We start from the raw sequence: 14,524 nt of genomic DNA, 5'->3' as shown, positions 1-14,524 counted from the left end.
GTCGTCGCCTCTCGCGGCGCGCGCCCACCCCCGCGGGACGCGCGCCGCCGTCCGTGCCGCCGTCCGCGCCGCCGCCTCAGCGGCGGCGCAGCAGCGAGGTCAGGTGCAGCCGGCCGCTGTGGATCCAGACGTCGGAGTACTCCACCGGCCGGTCGTCGGCGAGGTAGGTGACCTGCTGGAGGTACTGCACCGGCGCCCCCTCGGGGATCTCCAGCGCGGAGGCCACCTCGGCGGCCGCCGGTTCGGCACTGAACGTCCGGCGCGCCGCGTCGATCTTCAGCCTGTAGCTGCCCTCCAGCACTCCGAAGAGGCTGGAGCGCTCGAAGTCGACCTCCTCGATCCCCGGGGTGAAGTCGGTGCGCACGTAGTTGAAGAGCAGCGCCACCGGGCCGCTCTCGGTGCTGCGCAGCCGCACCAGCTTCAGCACCCTGCCGCCCGGCGCCAGGTCCAGCAGGGCGGCGACGGGCCGGGGTGGCGACAGCGTCGTCGCCTCCAGCACCCGGGTGTCGGTGACCACGCCCTGGCTGGCGAAGTCCTCGGAGAGGGTGCTGAGTTTCTGCGCGATGGCGGGCTCGATGGTGGTGGAGGTCACGAACGTGCCGCGCCCCCGCACCTGCCGCAGCAGTCCCTCGGCGATCAGGGTGGCCAGCGCCCGCCGCACCGTGCCGCGGCTGACGCCGAACTCCTGGGCCAGTTCGGGCTCGCTCTTGAGCCGGTAGTGGGCGGGCCACTCGCCGGCGGCGATGCGGGTACGGATGTGCTCCGAGATCTGGACGTGGATCGCCGTCGGGACATCGCGCTTGATGCCCGCCGGCTCCTCGTCGTCGGCCGTCACCCTCACCGTGCTCCTTCCGGGAGTCACCCGTGGGCCGTGCCCTGCTGGGCACGGCCCGTCACCTGCGTCAGTAGCTCTTGGTCCCGGCGTCGGCCGAGGAGGTCACCAGGGCGATCCCGGCGCTGGTGCCGAGCAGCACCGCCCCGGCCCGCAGCAGATCGACCGCCTGCCGGTACCCGGTGATCGCACCGGACGCCTTCACCTGGACCCCTTCGCGCGCCCGCTCCACAAGGTACCGAACGCTCGTCGGGTTCGCGGTCTCGATCTGCCCGCTGCTGGCGTTCTTGAGGAAGGCGGCGCCGGCGTCCTGGGCGAGTTCGACGGCGATCTCCTTCTCCTCGTCGGTCAGCAGCGGCAGTTCGAGCATCACCTTGACCGGGCCGCCGAAGGCGGTGACCACACCGGCGATGTCGTCGCGGAACTCCTGGTGGCGGCCGCTCTTCAGCCAGCCGATCTGGACGCCGATGTCGAGCTGGGTGGCGCCCAGGCGTGCGATCTCGGCGGCCTCGGCCGCCTTGCCGGCGCTGGTCATCACCCCGACGGTCGGGAAGTCCAGGGCGGAGGCCACCTCCACGCCGGTCCCGGCGAGTTCGGAGCTGACGACGGGGACCCAGGAGGCGGGCACCATCGCCGCGTTGAAGCCGTACTGCGCGGCCTCCCGGGCGTGGGCGACCATGTCCTCGCGGGTGGCGCGGGAGTCGATGCGGGTGTGCTGGATGTACCGCGCCAGGTCGGCGGCGGCGAGGTCCGGCTCGGCGGTCGCGGTGGTCGAGGTCTCGGACATGTCTGGTTCTCTCTCCATCTGTCGGTGGCCGGTGCGGGGCGGGGCCGGTGGGCCGTCGCCCCGGCGGCCGGGGTGGGGCTGTGGGGGTGTCAGAGCTTGTCGGCGTAGTACGCGGGGGCGACGACGCCCTCGCCGCCGAACCAGCGGGGGACGTCGACGCCGCAGAACAGGCCGATGTTGCCCCAGGGTTCGAACGCGCCGGTGCGGACGACGACCTTGGCGGAGCGGGCGACCTCGCCGAGCATGTCGGCGTGGTCGCGGGTGGTGAACGCGGCGTCGGTGAACCGCTCGTGCAGCCAGGTCTCCAGCAGCGGGTTGTTGGTCGGGACCTCCTGCGCCCGGACCACGCCCTCGACGACGAGTTCGTCGGCGACCAGGCCGAGGACGGTACGGAGGTCGGGCAGGTTCTCGGTGACCGCGAGGTCGATCCGGTCCGCGTCGCGGGGGATCGGGAACCCGGCGTCCACGACCAGCAGGAGGTCGGTGTGGCCCAGGGTGGCGAGGGCGGCGCTGAGCCGGTCGTTGAGGATGCCTCGGCGCTTCATGGTGCGGTTCCTTCCGGTGCGGTGGGTCCGGCGGTCCGGTGCCCCTCGCCCGGCAGGGCGGGTGCGGCACCGGTGGCCAGGGTCATGATCGATTCCTCGGTGGCGGTGGCCGTCTCGACGATCTCCACCAGGCGCCCCTCGCTGAGGACGGCGATCCGGTCGGTCACGGCGAGGAGTTCGGGCAGGTCGGAGGAGGAGCAGAGAATGGCCAGCCCGCGGTCCGCGAGCGCGAACAGCTCCTCGTAGATCTCCGCCTTGGCACCGACGTCGACGCCGCGGGTCGGCTCGTCGAGGATCAGCACGCCCGGGTTGATCGACAGCCAGCGGGCCAGCACGGCCTTCTGCTGGTTGCCGCCGGAGAGGTTGGTGATGGGCTGCTCCAGCGACGCGGTCTTCACCCGGAGCTTCTTCGCCTGGTCGGCGGCGTTGCGGTCGAACGCCCGCCGCCGGACCAGACCGAACCGGGAGAACGCCCGGGTGGTCAGGGCGCCGACGTTGCGGCCGACGCTCATGGTGGTCAACAGCCCCTGGGCGCGGCGTTCGCCGGGGACGAAGGCCAGCCGCCGGCCGACGCTGGCGATGGGGTCGCGGCGCTCGTAGGGGCTGCCGAGCACCTCGACCTCGCCACCGGTGCCGCGGTCGCCGCCGAAGATGTTGTGCAGCAGCTCCACCCGCCCGGAGTCGGGCAGTCCGGCGACGCCCAGGATCTCGCCCGGCCGCACGGCGAAGCTGACCCCGCTGTGGCGGCGGCCGCTGAGCGAGCGGACCACCAGGGCGGGCGGACCGTCCGGGGCGCCCTGGTGGCCCGCGCGGGCGGTCACCTCCGCCAGCTCCCTGCCGACCATCGCGGCGACCGCGCGGTCGGGGCTCGTCTCGTCCCGCCCCCAGCCGGCGACGTGGGTGCCGTCGCGCAGCACCTGGATGTGGTCGGCGAGCCGGAAGACCTCGGGCATGCGGTGCGAGACGTACAGCATGGTGACGCCCTGGTCCTTGAGCCGGTCCATGAGGACGAACAGCCGCTCCGCCTCCGCCGGGGTGAGCATGGCGGTCGGCTCGTCGAGGATCAGCACCCGGCAGCCGCGTGCCACGGATCGGGCGACCACGATCAACTGCTGGGTGGCGAGGTCCAGCGAGCCGACCGACGCGGCGGGGTCGAGGTCCAGGTCGAGCTCGGCCAGCAGTTCCCGGGTCCGCCGCAGCATGGCGCGGCGGGAGGGGAACCAGCGGCCGCCGGGCTCGACGCCGGAGAGCACGTTCTCCGCGACGGTCCGGTCCTGCAGCAGGCTGAGCTCCTGCGGGACGATGGCGACGCCGTGCCGGGCGAGGACGGTGGCGGGGTCGTGGGAGGTGACCTCCTCGCCGAAGACGGTGACGGTCCCGGCGCTGGGTGGCTGGAGACCGGCGAGGATCTTCAGCAGGGTGGACTTGCCGGCGCCGTTCTCCCCCAGCAGCGCGGTCACCTCGCCTGCGGGCACGTCGAAGGAGACGTCGTGGAGGGCGCGGACCGGGCCGAAGTTGCGGCCCAGTCCGGCTATCCGCACCGCCGGCCCGGGGGTGGGAGGCGCCGTGCTCGGGGCGGTCATCAGTCCTCCACCGGGGTGTCGGCCAGGTTCTCCTCGGTGACGAACTCCGAGCCGGTGTCGACGCCGCTGATCTCGGTGCCGTCGACCGCGAAGTCGTGCAGGACCTTGACGGCCTGGTACCCCTGCTCGGCGGGGTTCTGGCTGATGGTGAAGTCGACGACGCCGCTCTCGATGTACTGCGCGGTGGCGGTGAGCACGTCGAACCCGACCACGGCGATGCCGTCCGCGTTGCCCGACTCGGCGGTCCACTTGGCCGCGGCGGTGGTGGAACAGCAGTCGAGGCCCGCGATGGCGGTCACGCCGGACTGCCCGGCCATGGTGGACTCGACGGTGTTGTAGGCGGCGTTGGGTTCGTTGCCCACGTTCACCGGCCCCACGATCTCCAGCCCGCTGCCCTCCAGGCCGTCGCGGAAGCCGCCGAACCGGTCGTGGGACCAGCCCGCTCCGGTGTCGACGGAGAAGACGACGACCTTGCCGGTCGCGTCCTCGCCGAGGACGTCGAGCAGCTCCTCGGCCTGGGACTCGCCGGAGCCGCGCAGGTCCTGGCCGACGAAGCCCATCTGGCGGGAGTCGGGGTTGTCGGTGTTGAAGGAGATCACCGGGATGCCGGCGTCGTACGCCTGGGCGATCACCGGACGCAGGGCGTCGCTGGAGGCCGAGGAGACGGCCAGGCCGTCGACGGACTTCTGCTGGATCAGGGTCTGCAGCTCCGAGACCTGCTGGCCGGCGTCGCCGCCGGTGGGTCCGATCAGCTGCACCTCGGCGCCGAGCTCCTCGCCGGCGCGGTTCATGCCCTGGCTGATCGGAGTGGCGAAGGCGAGCGACGGGTCGTGGTAGCTCAGCTTGATCCGCAGCGGTTCGCCGTTGTCGACGCGCTCCTGGATGTACGGGGCCAGTTCGAAGGCCCCGTCCGAGCCGCCGCTGTCGGCGGCGGTGACGGCGCCGCAGCCGGCGGCGAGCGCGGCGGTGGCGGTGACGGCTGCGGCGGTCATGACGGTTCTGACGGTGGTGCGGAGGGACATTGCGGCTCCTGTGTCACATGCGCGGGTTTCCGGGGGCGCGGGGACGCGTGAGCGACCGGGCGCGGTGTGGGGGAGGAGGTGGGGCGGGGGCGTGGGGCAGCCGGTCAGGCGCGGGTCTTTCGTCGGCGCTGCCAGGTGTCGGCCGCGACGGCGGCGACGATGACCAGACCGGTGACGACGGTCTGCCAGAAGGAGGAGATCCCCTTGATGTTGAGGATGTTCTGCAGCAGCCCGATGAAGGTGACGCCGATGACGGTGCCCCAGACCGTGCCGGACCCGCCGAACAGCGCGGCACCGCCGATGATCACCGCCGAGATGACGGTCAGCTCCAACCCGCTTCCGGTGACGCCCTGCACGTAGGAGAGGAACGACAGCCCCAGGACCCCGGCGAGGGCGGCGGTGAACCCGGAGAGGACGAAGGCGCTGAGCTTGACCCGGTTCACGTTGATGCCCACCAGGCGCGCGGCCTCCTGGTTGCCGCCGACCGCGTAGCTGTTGAAGCCGAGCCGGGAGCGGGAGAGCAGGACCACGCCGATCGCGGCGACCGCCGCGAAGACGACGAACTGCATGGGGACCACGCCGAAGAGGCGGCCCTGGCCGAGCAGGCTGAACTCGGCGACCCCCGGCATGCCGTTGTTGAGGGAGATCGGGGCGCCGTCGGAGATGAGCAGGGCCACGCCCCGGTACACGCTCAGCGTGCCGAGGGTGACGATGAAGGACGGCACTCCCAGCAGCACCACGGCGAGGCCGTTCAGCAGACCGGCCAGCGACCCGACGGCCAGTCCGATGAGCGCGGCCAGCGGCCAGGCGAGGCCGTCGGCGATGGCCATGCCGGTGCAGATCGCGGAGAGCGCGTACACGGAGCCGACCGAGAGGTCGATCTCGCCGTTGACGATGACGAAGGTGGCGCCGACCGCCATGATCCCGATCTGGGATATCTGCTGTCCGACGGAGAGCAGGTTGTCGGAGGAGGCGAACCCCGGGGAGAGCACCACGCCGAGGAGGAAGAGCAGCACCAGGGCGGCGAAGACCCCCGCCTCCCGGGCGTGCAGCAGTCTGCGCAGGTCGGGGACGAACCCCCGCGCCGGCGCGGTGGTGGTGGTCATGCGGCGTCGTTCCTCTCGGCGTGGGTGCGGTCCGTGACGGGGGTCGGCACGGCCGTGAGCTGCTCCGGCGTGGGCAGGGCGGGGATCACGCCGGGGACGGTGACGGCGTGGGCGCCGGCCGCCGCGGCGCGGGAGACGGCGGTGGCGGTGTCGGCCCCGCCGGCCAGCGCGACCGCGAGCGCCGCGGTGAAGGCGTCGCCGGCGCCGGTGGTGTCCACGACCCGGCTCACCGGCCGCGCGGGCACCTCCCGTACACCGGAGCCGTCGTCGAGGAGGGCGCCCTGCCCGCCCCGGGTGAGCACGGCGGTGCCGCCGGTGCGTTCACGGAGCCGGGAGACCAGCTCGCGGTCGCTCGGCGCGGCGTCCTCGCCGAGGCCGAGCAGGACGGGCGCCTCGGTCTGGTTCGGGGTGATCACGTCGACCAGCGGCCAGACCTCGTCGGCCAGCGGCCGGGCGGGGGCGGGGTTGAGCAGGGTGCGGGTGCCGGTCTCCCGCGCCAGGCGCAGCGCCCCGAGGACGACGTCCGCGGGGATCTCCATGGAGACCACGAGGACGTCTGCCTCCGCGATCACCGGGCGGAACGGCTCCAGATGGGCCGGGGTCAGCCGCTCGAGGGCGCCGGGGGCGATGGCGATGCGGTTCTCGCCGGAGGGCTCGACCAGGATGAAACCCACCATGGTCGCGGCGTCCGCCGTCACCACGTGGGTGGCGTCCACCCCTTCCGCGGCCCAGAGGTCGCGGGCCGCGCGACCGAAGGCGTCGTCCCCGACGGCGGTCAGCAGCGAGACGCGCGCCCCGAGCCGGGCGGCCCCGACGGCCTGGTTGGAGCCCTTGCCTCCCGGGCCCTCGGCGAACTCCCCGCCGGAGACGGTCTCCCCCGCCTCGGGCGACCGGGGCACCCGCATGGTGAGCCCCGCTCCGTAACTCCCGACCACTGCGATCCGCATCGAACGCACACCCCGCTTTGTATGGGGACAACCATGAACAAGCGCAGCGTATGTACAGGCATGTCCCTGGTCAAGAGGTCGGTTGCGGCGAAGTTCTGGGCGGTTCTCCCGGGGCGTCCCGCCGGGGTCGGCGCCGCTGTGCCGCTCGGGCGGTCGCGGCCGGGCTCCCGGGCCGGAGCTCCCGGGCCGGCGCACCTGCCTCGACGAATCGGCTGACGGGGCGTCGGGCGGCGGGTGGATCGGTGTGCGGCACACGGTGAGCGGTTTTCGGTCGTCCTCACCGCCGCCCCTTCCGGGCCCCATCGCCCGGAAGGACTGTTCGTGCAGGTCAGGTCGGCGGGGGCCGGTCGCGGCGCCTGCGGCGTCGGCCAGCTCCGCATCGCGCAGGTGTGCGATGGCCGCGCCCGGGTACAGAAGGGGCGATCAGGTCGGCGGGCGGAGTCGACTGGTCAGGGCGGAGTTCAACGCACGTGAGACGGCCCCCCGACCGGAAGGACCCTCCCCATGTCTGTCCAGCCTGCTCCGCCGCCTGTCCTGGCGGCCCCGCGCGAGACGCGCGACGAGGGCACCGCGGCCCCCCGGCCGCACTCCGTCCCGGCCCGGGCGCTCGCGGTGCTCCGCATCGCCCTCGGCCTGGTCTTCCTGTGGGCCTTCCTCGACAAGACGCTGGGGCTCGGCTACGCCACCTCCGGTGAGTCGGCCTGGATCAACGGCGGTGCTCCGGCCGCCGGTTACCTCGGAGGGGTCTCGGCCGGCCCGCTCCAGAGCACCTTCAACGGCTGGGCCGGCGCGGTGTGGGTGGACTTCGCCTACATGGCCGGGATGCTGGGACTGGGCGTCGCCCTGGTCGCGGGGATAGGGCTCCGGCTCGCCGCGGCCGGCGGCACCGTCATGATGCTGATGCTGTGGACGGCCGAATGGCCGGTGGCCCGGGTGCTCGCCGACGGCTCACCCACCATGTCGACCAACCCGGTGGTGGACATGCACATCGTCTACGCGCTGGTCATGGTGGTGCTCGCCGTCTGCGCCGCCGGCCGGACCTGGGGACTGGGCAGTGCGTGGGAGCGGGCGCCGGTCGTGCGCCACCACTCCTGGCTGCACTGACCGCCGCGGACGACGACGGGGCGGCGCCCGGTGCCGGGTGCCGCCCCGCCTCTTGCCGTGCCGCCCCCCGAACCGCCATGGTGGTCCAGACCTTTACCCCGGTTGGAAGGTACGACCGTGACACGGACCCCCCACACCGCCGTGCTCGCCCTCGCCCTGCTGCTGGGCCTGGCTCTCACGGCCTGCGGCGGTGACGCCGCCGGCCACGCCCGCCCGCCCGCGCCCTCCGGGCTGACCGCCCAGGCCACCAGCTCCTCCACCGTCCACGTGATGTGGCACCGGGCCGACGCGGCCGCCGGCGTCACCGGCTACACCGTCCATCGCGACGGTGAGGAGGTCGAGACCGTCGGCGCGGAGACCTACATGGTCGACGTCGGCGGGCTGCGGCCCGCCACCGCCTACGACTTCACGGTCCGCGCCACGGGACCCGCCGGCACCTCCGGCGACAGCCGCGTCGTGACCGCCACCACCCTCGGCGCCGAGACCGACGACGACGAGCCGCCGACCGCGCCCGGCGCCCTCACCGGCTCGGCCGACGGCCCCCGCGCCGCGACGCTCAGTTGGGAGCCGGCCCAGGACAACATCGCCGTCACCGGGTACGAGATCCACCAGAGCGGGACCGCGATCCACAGCGTCCCGGCCGAGGAGACCACCACCATGGTCACCGGGCTCCGCCCCGGCACCGACTACCTCTTCACCGTGATCGCCCGCGACGCGGGCGACAACCTCTCCGAGCCCGGCCCGGAACTGCGCCTGACCACCCCCGGCACCGGCGAGGCGGCGGAGACCGGCACGGCGACGGCACCCGCCGGACTCACCGCCCGCCCCGGCGCGGAACCCGCGACCCTGGAGCTGAGCTGGACCCCGCCCCGGACCGGCGCCGCCGTGCTGGAGTACCAGATCCACCTCGACGGCGAGTTCACGACGACGCTGCTGTGGGGCGCCGAGGCACCGGACGGCGAGATCACCCACCTGCTCACCGTGGACGAGCCCGGCGCCCGCCACGCGGTGACCGTGCGCGCCAAGCTGCCGGACGGCCACTGGGGCGCCTTCACCGAACCCGTCGAGGCCGCGGCAGCGCCGTGACCCCCGGCGCGGACCGGCTCAGGCGGCGGGCGCGGACCGGCGGGCGACGAACACCCACTCGCCGCCCGGCCGGTCGGGCGCGTCGCGGACCTCGTCCACCGAGAACCCCGCCGCCGCGAGGTCCGCTTCGACCTCGTCGCGCTCCCGGAACCGCAGCGTGGAGTCGGACGTCAGGGTCGCGCCGTCCGCGCCGAAGACGTAGTGCCAGCGGAAGGAGACGACCGGGCCGTCGACCGCCGTCACCGCCACCCAGCTCTCGACCGGGCCGACCCCCGGGAGTTGCGACACGCGGTGTGTCCGCTCGCGCGTCCACCGCTCCCACACCCGGCGGGCGGGCACCCGTGTCTCGAACACCAGCCGACCGCCCGGGCGCAGCGCCGCGCGGGCACCGCGCAGCGTGTCGGCCCACTGGTCCGGCCCGACGATCGCCTGCGCCACGTTGGCGGTCATCGTCGCCAGGTCCACCCGCAGCGGCGGCAGCCTCGTGGCGTCCCCGTCGATCCACCGCACCCGGTCGGCGCCGGGTTTCGCACGGGCCACCGCCAGCGAGGCCGCGGCCGGGTCCACCGCGGTCACCTCGACGCCGCGCTCCGCCAGCAGCAGGGCGAACACCCCCGTGCCGCAGCCGATGTCCAGCACGCGTCGCGCGGCGAACTCCCGCGCCATCCCCAGGTACGGCAGCAGGTCACCGCGGTCGGGATCGAGCGGGTCGTAGAGCGCGGCGAGCCGCGGATGGGCGAAGATCGCGTCAGGCATGCGGGGACGGTAGCCCGGTGCGCGCCGCGGCCGCCACGGCTTTCCGACGCGGGTGCGGGGCAGCCGGGTCCCCGACCGCCCCGCACCCGCCGCGCCTCACCAGGCGAGCTGCGCCAGGTACGCCTCGGTCTGCTCCCGCTCCCACGCGCCGTCGGCGATCACCACGCGGTAGCGGCGCACCAGCGACTCGCCCGCCGGCAGTACCAGCTCGTCGAAGAACGCCCACGAGGGAGCCACCGCGGCGAACGGGTCGCTCCGCACGAACCAGTGCGAGGGATGCTCCGTGCCGCTGCCGTCCTGCCCGTTCTCCGGCGCGTGCTCGAAGACCACCGTGGCGTGGCCGTCGATGCCGTCGAACTCGCCCGAGTAGGAGAGCCACGCGCCCTGGCTTCCCATCAGCTCCTGGCCCTCGCCGCGCGGGCCGAGCACCTTCCCGTTGCGGAAGGCGCGCGGGCCCCGCCAGAACAGCCCCGTGTAGCCGGCCATCTCCCGGCCGGCGGTGGTCGGGGAACCGAACCGCAGCTCCTCGCCCCGCACGTTGGTCAGGGTGGAGGTCCAGGTCAGGGTCCATGCCCCGGCCTCCGGGTCGACCCGGTGCGCCTCGATGCGGCGCCGCTCGTCGACCCACCCGTCGCCGTCGTGGTTGCGCCAGGTCAGCCGCTCGGCGATCACCGCGCCGTCCTCGGTCTCCGTCAGCGACTCGAAGCCGTCGTGCTCCATGGAGCCCAGGCGCTCCGGGAACGGCTGGTACCCGACGGGGTGCACGTAGCAGCGTCCGCCCCAGATGTTCTGGCCCGACAGGTGGGAGGAGGTCAGCTGGAGTCCCTTGTGCCAGCGGTGGTCATTGGGCCGGTAGTCGGTGACGACGCCGCCGGACAGGGTACGCAGCGGGTGCAGGTACGGCTTGGGTGCCTCCCACGCCGCCTCGGGGCGGTAGACGTAGGAGAAGAGGGTGACCTCCTGGTGGCGCAGCTCGACGCGGTCGCCGGGCGTGTGGGTCAGCCGCAGGTCGGGCCGGGTCATAGGGTGCCTTTCGTCGGTCGGGCCGTGCGGTCCGGGGCCGGGCGGCCACCGGTGGTGACGTGCCGGAGCCGCCGGCGGCACCGGGGGAGCGGTACGGCGGTGCCCGGACACGGGCACCGCCCGGGGGTCACGCGCCGGCCGCTTCCGGCGCCATGCGCGTACCCGAGTCCGAGAGCGTGACGGGCGCGCCGGTGCGGGCCGAACGGCTGGCCGCGGCGCCGATCAGCACCGAGCGGATGCCGTCCCGGTAGCCGGCCTGCCGCGCCAGCGGGTCCTGGCCCGGTCCGCGGAAGACGTCGTTCAGCAGCAGCTTGTCGCCGCCGCCGTGCGCGCCCTCGCCGTTGCGGATCGGCAGTTCCTCGGCCTGCTTCCAGTGCTCCTGCACGGTGAGGCGGTCGAAGGCGCCCTGGGCGTTGGCCTTGCCGGTCGCCGAGGGGTCCACGGCGTCCTGCGGCGGGGTCCAGGAGCGCTCGCAGACCTCCAGCTCCAGCCGCCCCTTGGTGCCGTTGACCGTCACGCGGTACCCCTCGTGCGGCGCGTGGGCGTTGAGGGAGTAGGTCAGCAGGGCGCGGTTGTCGTAGCGGACCAGGACCGCCATGTTGTCGTCGATGGTGACGCCGGGAGCGAAGACGTCCTGGTCGCGGACGTAGCCGTCCTCGGCCTCGGCGTCCAGGTAGAGCCGCCTCAGCCGGTCGTCGGCGCCGATGTCCAGCAGGAACGGGTCGGTGCCCAGCTCCGGGGCGCCGTGGGAGCGCTCGGGGCGCGGGCCCTCGACGTTGCCGTCGCCGTAGAAGCGCAGGTCCGCCTGGGCGAACACCATCTCGGCGCGGGCGTCCAGCCACCAGTTGACCAGGTCGAAGTGGTGGGTCGACTTGTGGACCAGCAGACCGCCGGAGGACTCCCGGTCGCGGTGCCAGCGCCGGAAGTAGTCGGCGCCGTGGATGGTGTCGAGGGTCCACTCGAAGTTCACGCTGGTGACGTCACCGATGCGCCCGGAGGCGATCGCCTCGCGCAGCGCGGTGTTGCGCGGCGAGTAGCGGTAGTTGAAGGTGACGACGATCTCTCCGCTGCTGCGCTCGGCGGCCGCGGCGATGGCCTCGCAGCCGGCGGCGTCGACGGTCAGCGGCTTCTCCACCACGACGTCGCGGCCGGCGTCCAGCGCGGCGACGACGTACTCGGCGTGCGTGTTGTCCACCGAGGTGACCACGACCGCGTCGCAGTGCTCCAGCATCTGCTGGAAACCGTCGGGCCGGAAGGTGGGGACGGCGGCGCGGCCGGTGGCGGCGATCCGCTCGTTGTAGAAGTCCATCCGGGTCTGGTTGGTGTCGAGGAGAGCGGTGATCTCCCCGGTGTCGCTCCAGTCACCGAGCAGCGCGTCGACGTACATCTGCGCGCGGTGGCCGAGGCCGACGAATGCGTAGCGGCGGGTCACGGGTGGTCTCTCCTCGTGCGGTGGTTCGAGAGGCTTCGGTGCTGCCCCGGGGGCGGGGGGCGCGGTCGGCGCCCCCCGCCACCGGGCCCGGTCAGCTGAGGGTGCCGTTCGCCTCGGAGACGAACTGCGCGGCGGCCTCCGCCGGCGTCATGCGACCGAAGTAGACCTCCTCGCTGTAGCGGGTCAGCAGGTTGGGGATCTCTCCGGCGCCGCTGGGCAGGGCGGTGGGCGGCGTGTCGGTCTCGTCGCTGATGTCCTCCAGGAAGGCCAGCGACTTCTGGTCCTCCTCGGGCAGCTCGTCGCGGACGGCGTCGAGCACCGAGGAGTTCATGGGCAGACCGCGGTCGGAACCCTGGATGGCGCCGGCCTCGGGGTCGTTGACCAGGAAGTCGATCAGCTTGGCCGCGGCGTCCTGCTGCGCGGAGTTGCCGCTGACGGCCCAGAACATCGTCGGCTGCAGGAACATGCCGCCGCTGCCGCCGTTGCCGGCGCTCGGCATGCGGAGCAGCTCGACGTTCTCACCCGAGCCGGAGGACAGCGTGCCCAGCTGGTTGGTCCACCACATGCCCATGCCGCCGGAGTTGGTGGCGATCAGCGAGGTCTCGACGTTGGAGCCGATCTCGACGCTGCGGGGGCCGTCGGGGGAGGCGCCCTGCTCGATCTGGTCCAGCTGGTACTGGAACCAGTCGGTGACGGTCTCCTCGGTGATGCCGAGCTGGCCGTCGGTGTAGAACTCCTCGCCGCGCTGCGCCGCGTAGACCCGCAGCCAGGCGTCGTTGTTGCTGATCTGGGTGCCGTAGATGCCGCTGTCGCTGACGTCGCTGAGCTCGGCGCTCAGCTCCAGGTACTCCTCCCAGGTCCAGGTGGTGTCGTCCGGGAGCTCCAGGCCGGCGTCCTCGAAGACCTTGGTGTTGGCCATGACGGCGAAGGCGTTGGCGCCGGTCGGGATGCCGTACTGGGTGCCGTCGATCGTGCCGGACTCCAGCAGGTCCTCGTTGAGGTCACCGGTGTCGACCTTGTCGCCGAGGTCGGCCATGACGCCGCCGCGGGCCAGCTCGCCGAAGCGGCGGATCTCGATGGCGAAGACGTCCGGGGCGTCGTTGGACGCGACCTGCGTGGTCAGCTGGTCGTAGTAGGAGTCGAACGTGGAGTACTCGGGCTGGATCTTGATGCCCTCGTTCTGCTCCTCGAACGTGGCTATCGCCTCCTCGGTGATGCGCTGGCGGTGGTCGCTGCCCCACCAGGCCACCCGGAGGGTGATGTCGCCGTCCTCGCCGCCGCCGCTGTCCCCGCCGCCGCAGGCCGTCAGGGTCATCGCGCCGACCACCGCGAGGGCCGGCAGGACTCTGCGGGTCAGGCGCTTGGTGTGAGTGGTCACTGAACTCTCCTTTGAATTCTCTAACTACTTCAGACCCGAGGTGGCGATACCGCGGACCAGGTACTTCTGGCCGGCCAGGAAGAACCCGAAGATCGGGCCCAGCGCGATGACCGACATGGCGAACATCGGTCCCCAGGAGGAATCCCCGCTGGAGTCCAGGAAGGTCCGCAGCGCGACCGGGACGGTGTGCATGTCCGGGTTGGTGAGGAAGATCAACTGGGACAGGAAGTCGTTCCAGGTCCAGATGAAGGTGAAGATCGCCGTGGTGGCGAGCGCCGGCGTGGAGAGCGGGATGATGATCCGGCTGAAGATCCGCCAGTGCCCCGCCCCGTCGATCAGCGCCGCCTCGTCCAGGTCCCGGGGGAGCGTCCTGATGAACTGCACCATCAGGAAGATGAAGAACGCGTCCGTGGCAAGGAACTTCGGCACGATGAGCGGATAGAACGTGTTGATCCAGCCCAGCTCCGAGAACAGGATGTACTGGGGCACCAGGACCACGTGCAGCGGCAGCATGATCGTGCCGAGCATCACCGCGAACCAGAACTTCTTGAACGGGAACTCCAGCCGGGCGAAGGCGTACGCCGCCAGCGAGCAGGCCAGGAGGTTGCCGACCACCGCGCCCGCGGTGATGATCGCGGAGTTGAACAGGTAGTGGCTGAAGGGGTGCCGCAGCGCGTTCCAGCCGGCGATGAAGTTGTCGAAGGTGATGCTCGTGGGGATGAGGCCCTGCTCGCGGAAGATGACGTCCTCGGGCTTGAGCGACGAGGAGATCATCCACAGCAGCGGGTAGAGCATCACCAGGCCGAAGAGGATCAGCCCGATGTGGGTGAACACCCTCCGTCCGCGGAACCACAGCATCACGCGTGCCATGGCGGTGTCGTTGAGTCCCGCGCGGTCGGCGTCCTTGACCTTGAGCCCGCCGC

14 protein-coding genes are annotated in these 14,524 nt (G+C 72.7%); 2 read left to right on the top strand and 12 right to left on the bottom strand.

Annotation, left to right across the window (positions count from 1 at the left end):
- Positions 1–76: 76 nt before the first annotated feature.
- The 7 genes from HCN52_RS25210 to HCN52_RS05065 form a co-directional block, all read right to left on the bottom strand.
- Positions 77–835 carry a GntR family transcriptional regulator gene (locus tag HCN52_RS25210; protein ID WP_168087157.1) on the bottom strand — a complete coding sequence of 253 codons (759 nt, stop codon included), beginning with the start codon at positions 833–835 and terminating at the stop codon, positions 77–79.
- A gap of 67 nt (positions 836–902) precedes the next feature.
- A complete protein-coding gene (gene deoC, locus HCN52_RS05090) occupies positions 903–1,619 on the bottom strand; it encodes a deoxyribose-phosphate aldolase (protein WP_168087156.1) in 717 nt (238 codons plus the stop codon).
- Between the two features lie 89 nt (positions 1,620–1,708).
- Positions 1,709–2,164: a D-ribose pyranase gene (gene rbsD, locus HCN52_RS05085; protein WP_168087155.1), complete on the bottom strand. Its 456-nt coding sequence runs from the start codon at positions 2,162–2,164 to the stop codon at positions 1,709–1,711.
- The gene (locus HCN52_RS05080) at positions 2,161–3,747 is read right to left on the bottom strand and encodes a sugar ABC transporter ATP-binding protein (RefSeq protein WP_168087154.1); all 1,587 of its coding nucleotides are present in this window, start codon (positions 3,745–3,747) and stop codon (positions 2,161–2,163) included. Before HCN52_RS05080 ends, rbsD begins: the two co-directional genes overlap by 4 nt.
- The gene (locus tag HCN52_RS05075) at positions 3,747–4,769 is read right to left on the bottom strand and encodes a sugar ABC transporter substrate-binding protein (protein WP_168087153.1); all 1,023 of its coding nucleotides are present in this window, start codon (positions 4,767–4,769) and stop codon (positions 3,747–3,749) included. Before HCN52_RS05075 ends, HCN52_RS05080 begins: the two co-directional genes overlap by 1 nt.
- Positions 4,770–4,873: 104 nt before the next feature.
- Positions 4,874–5,875 carry an ABC transporter permease subunit gene (locus HCN52_RS05070; protein ID WP_168087152.1) on the bottom strand — a complete coding sequence of 334 codons (1,002 nt, stop codon included), beginning with the start codon at positions 5,873–5,875 and terminating at the stop codon, positions 4,874–4,876.
- Positions 5,872–6,822: a ribokinase gene (locus HCN52_RS05065; RefSeq protein WP_168087151.1), complete on the bottom strand. Its 951-nt coding sequence runs from the start codon at positions 6,820–6,822 to the stop codon at positions 5,872–5,874. The genes HCN52_RS05070 and HCN52_RS05065 overlap by 4 nt, the downstream gene beginning before the upstream one ends.
- A gap of 504 nt (positions 6,823–7,326) precedes the next feature.
- Between HCN52_RS05065 and HCN52_RS05060 the strand changes: the two genes are divergently transcribed.
- Entirely contained in the window at positions 7,327–7,926 is a 600-nt protein-coding gene (locus HCN52_RS05060; RefSeq protein ID WP_168087150.1) for a DoxX family protein, read from the top strand.
- A gap of 117 nt (positions 7,927–8,043) precedes the next feature.
- Positions 8,044–9,012 (top strand): fibronectin type III domain-containing protein, encoded by a 969-nt coding sequence (locus HCN52_RS05055; RefSeq protein ID WP_312876547.1) that lies wholly within the window; start codon positions 8,044–8,046, stop codon positions 9,010–9,012.
- Between the two features lie 18 nt (positions 9,013–9,030).
- On the opposite strand, the gene HCN52_RS05050 is transcribed toward HCN52_RS05055, so the two are convergent.
- The 5 genes from HCN52_RS05050 to HCN52_RS05030 form a co-directional block, all read right to left on the bottom strand.
- The gene (locus HCN52_RS05050) at positions 9,031–9,768 is read right to left on the bottom strand and encodes a class I SAM-dependent methyltransferase (RefSeq protein ID WP_168087148.1); all 738 of its coding nucleotides are present in this window, start codon (positions 9,766–9,768) and stop codon (positions 9,031–9,033) included.
- Positions 9,769–9,864: 96 nt separating this feature from the next.
- Positions 9,865–10,791 carry a DUF6807 domain-containing protein gene (locus HCN52_RS05045; RefSeq protein ID WP_168087147.1) on the bottom strand — a complete coding sequence of 309 codons (927 nt, stop codon included), beginning with the start codon at positions 10,789–10,791 and terminating at the stop codon, positions 9,865–9,867.
- Positions 10,792–10,918: 127 nt separating this feature from the next.
- Positions 10,919–12,223, bottom strand: coding sequence for a Gfo/Idh/MocA family protein (locus tag HCN52_RS05040; RefSeq protein WP_168087146.1), 1,305 nt, complete (start codon positions 12,221–12,223; stop codon positions 10,919–10,921).
- Positions 12,224–12,314: 91 nt separating this feature from the next.
- Positions 12,315–13,601 (bottom strand): ABC transporter substrate-binding protein, encoded by a 1,287-nt coding sequence (locus HCN52_RS05035; RefSeq protein ID WP_312876546.1) that lies wholly within the window; start codon positions 13,599–13,601, stop codon positions 12,315–12,317.
- 24 nt (positions 13,602–13,625) lie between these two features.
- The gene (locus HCN52_RS05030; protein WP_168087162.1) at positions 13,626–14,471 is read right to left on the bottom strand and encodes a carbohydrate ABC transporter permease; all 846 of its coding nucleotides are present in this window, start codon (positions 14,469–14,471) and stop codon (positions 13,626–13,628) included.
- Positions 14,472–14,524 lie beyond the last annotated feature (53 nt).

This window comes from Streptomyces bohaiensis, assembly GCF_012033785.1.
GTDB lineage: Bacteria > Actinomycetota > Actinomycetes > Streptomycetales > Streptomycetaceae > Streptomyces > Streptomyces bohaiensis.
This window is presented reverse-complemented; position numbering and strand designations above follow the sequence as displayed.

Bases quoted from the DNA above. Each gene is read 5' to 3' on its own strand.
- deoC (WP_168087156.1), bottom strand. From the start codon at position 1,619: ATGTCCGAGACCTCGACCACCGCGACCGCCGAGCCGGACCTCGCCGCC.
- rbsD (WP_168087155.1), bottom strand. From the start codon at position 2,164: ATGAAGCGCCGAGGCATCCTCAACGACCGGCTCAGCGCCGCCCTCGCC.
- HCN52_RS05080 (WP_168087154.1), bottom strand. From the start codon at position 3,747: ATGACCGCCCCGAGCACGGCGCCTCCCACCCCCGGGCCGGCGGTGCGG.
- HCN52_RS05075 (WP_168087153.1), bottom strand. From the start codon at position 4,769: ATGTCCCTCCGCACCACCGTCAGAACCGTCATGACCGCCGCAGCCGTC.
- HCN52_RS05070 (WP_168087152.1), bottom strand. From the start codon at position 5,875: ATGACCACCACCACCGCGCCGGCGCGGGGGTTCGTCCCCGACCTGCGC.
- HCN52_RS05065 (WP_168087151.1), bottom strand. From the start codon at position 6,822: ATGCGGATCGCAGTGGTCGGGAGTTACGGAGCGGGGCTCACCATGCGG.
- HCN52_RS05060 (WP_168087150.1), top strand. From the start codon at position 7,327: ATGTCTGTCCAGCCTGCTCCGCCGCCTGTCCTGGCGGCCCCGCGCGAG.
- HCN52_RS05050 (WP_168087148.1), bottom strand. From the start codon at position 9,768: ATGCCTGACGCGATCTTCGCCCATCCGCGGCTCGCCGCGCTCTACGAC.
- HCN52_RS05045 (WP_168087147.1), bottom strand. From the start codon at position 10,791: ATGACCCGGCCCGACCTGCGGCTGACCCACACGCCCGGCGACCGCGTC.
- HCN52_RS05030 (WP_168087162.1), bottom strand. From the start codon at position 14,471: ATGGCACGCGTGATGCTGTGGTTCCGCGGACGGAGGGTGTTCACCCAC.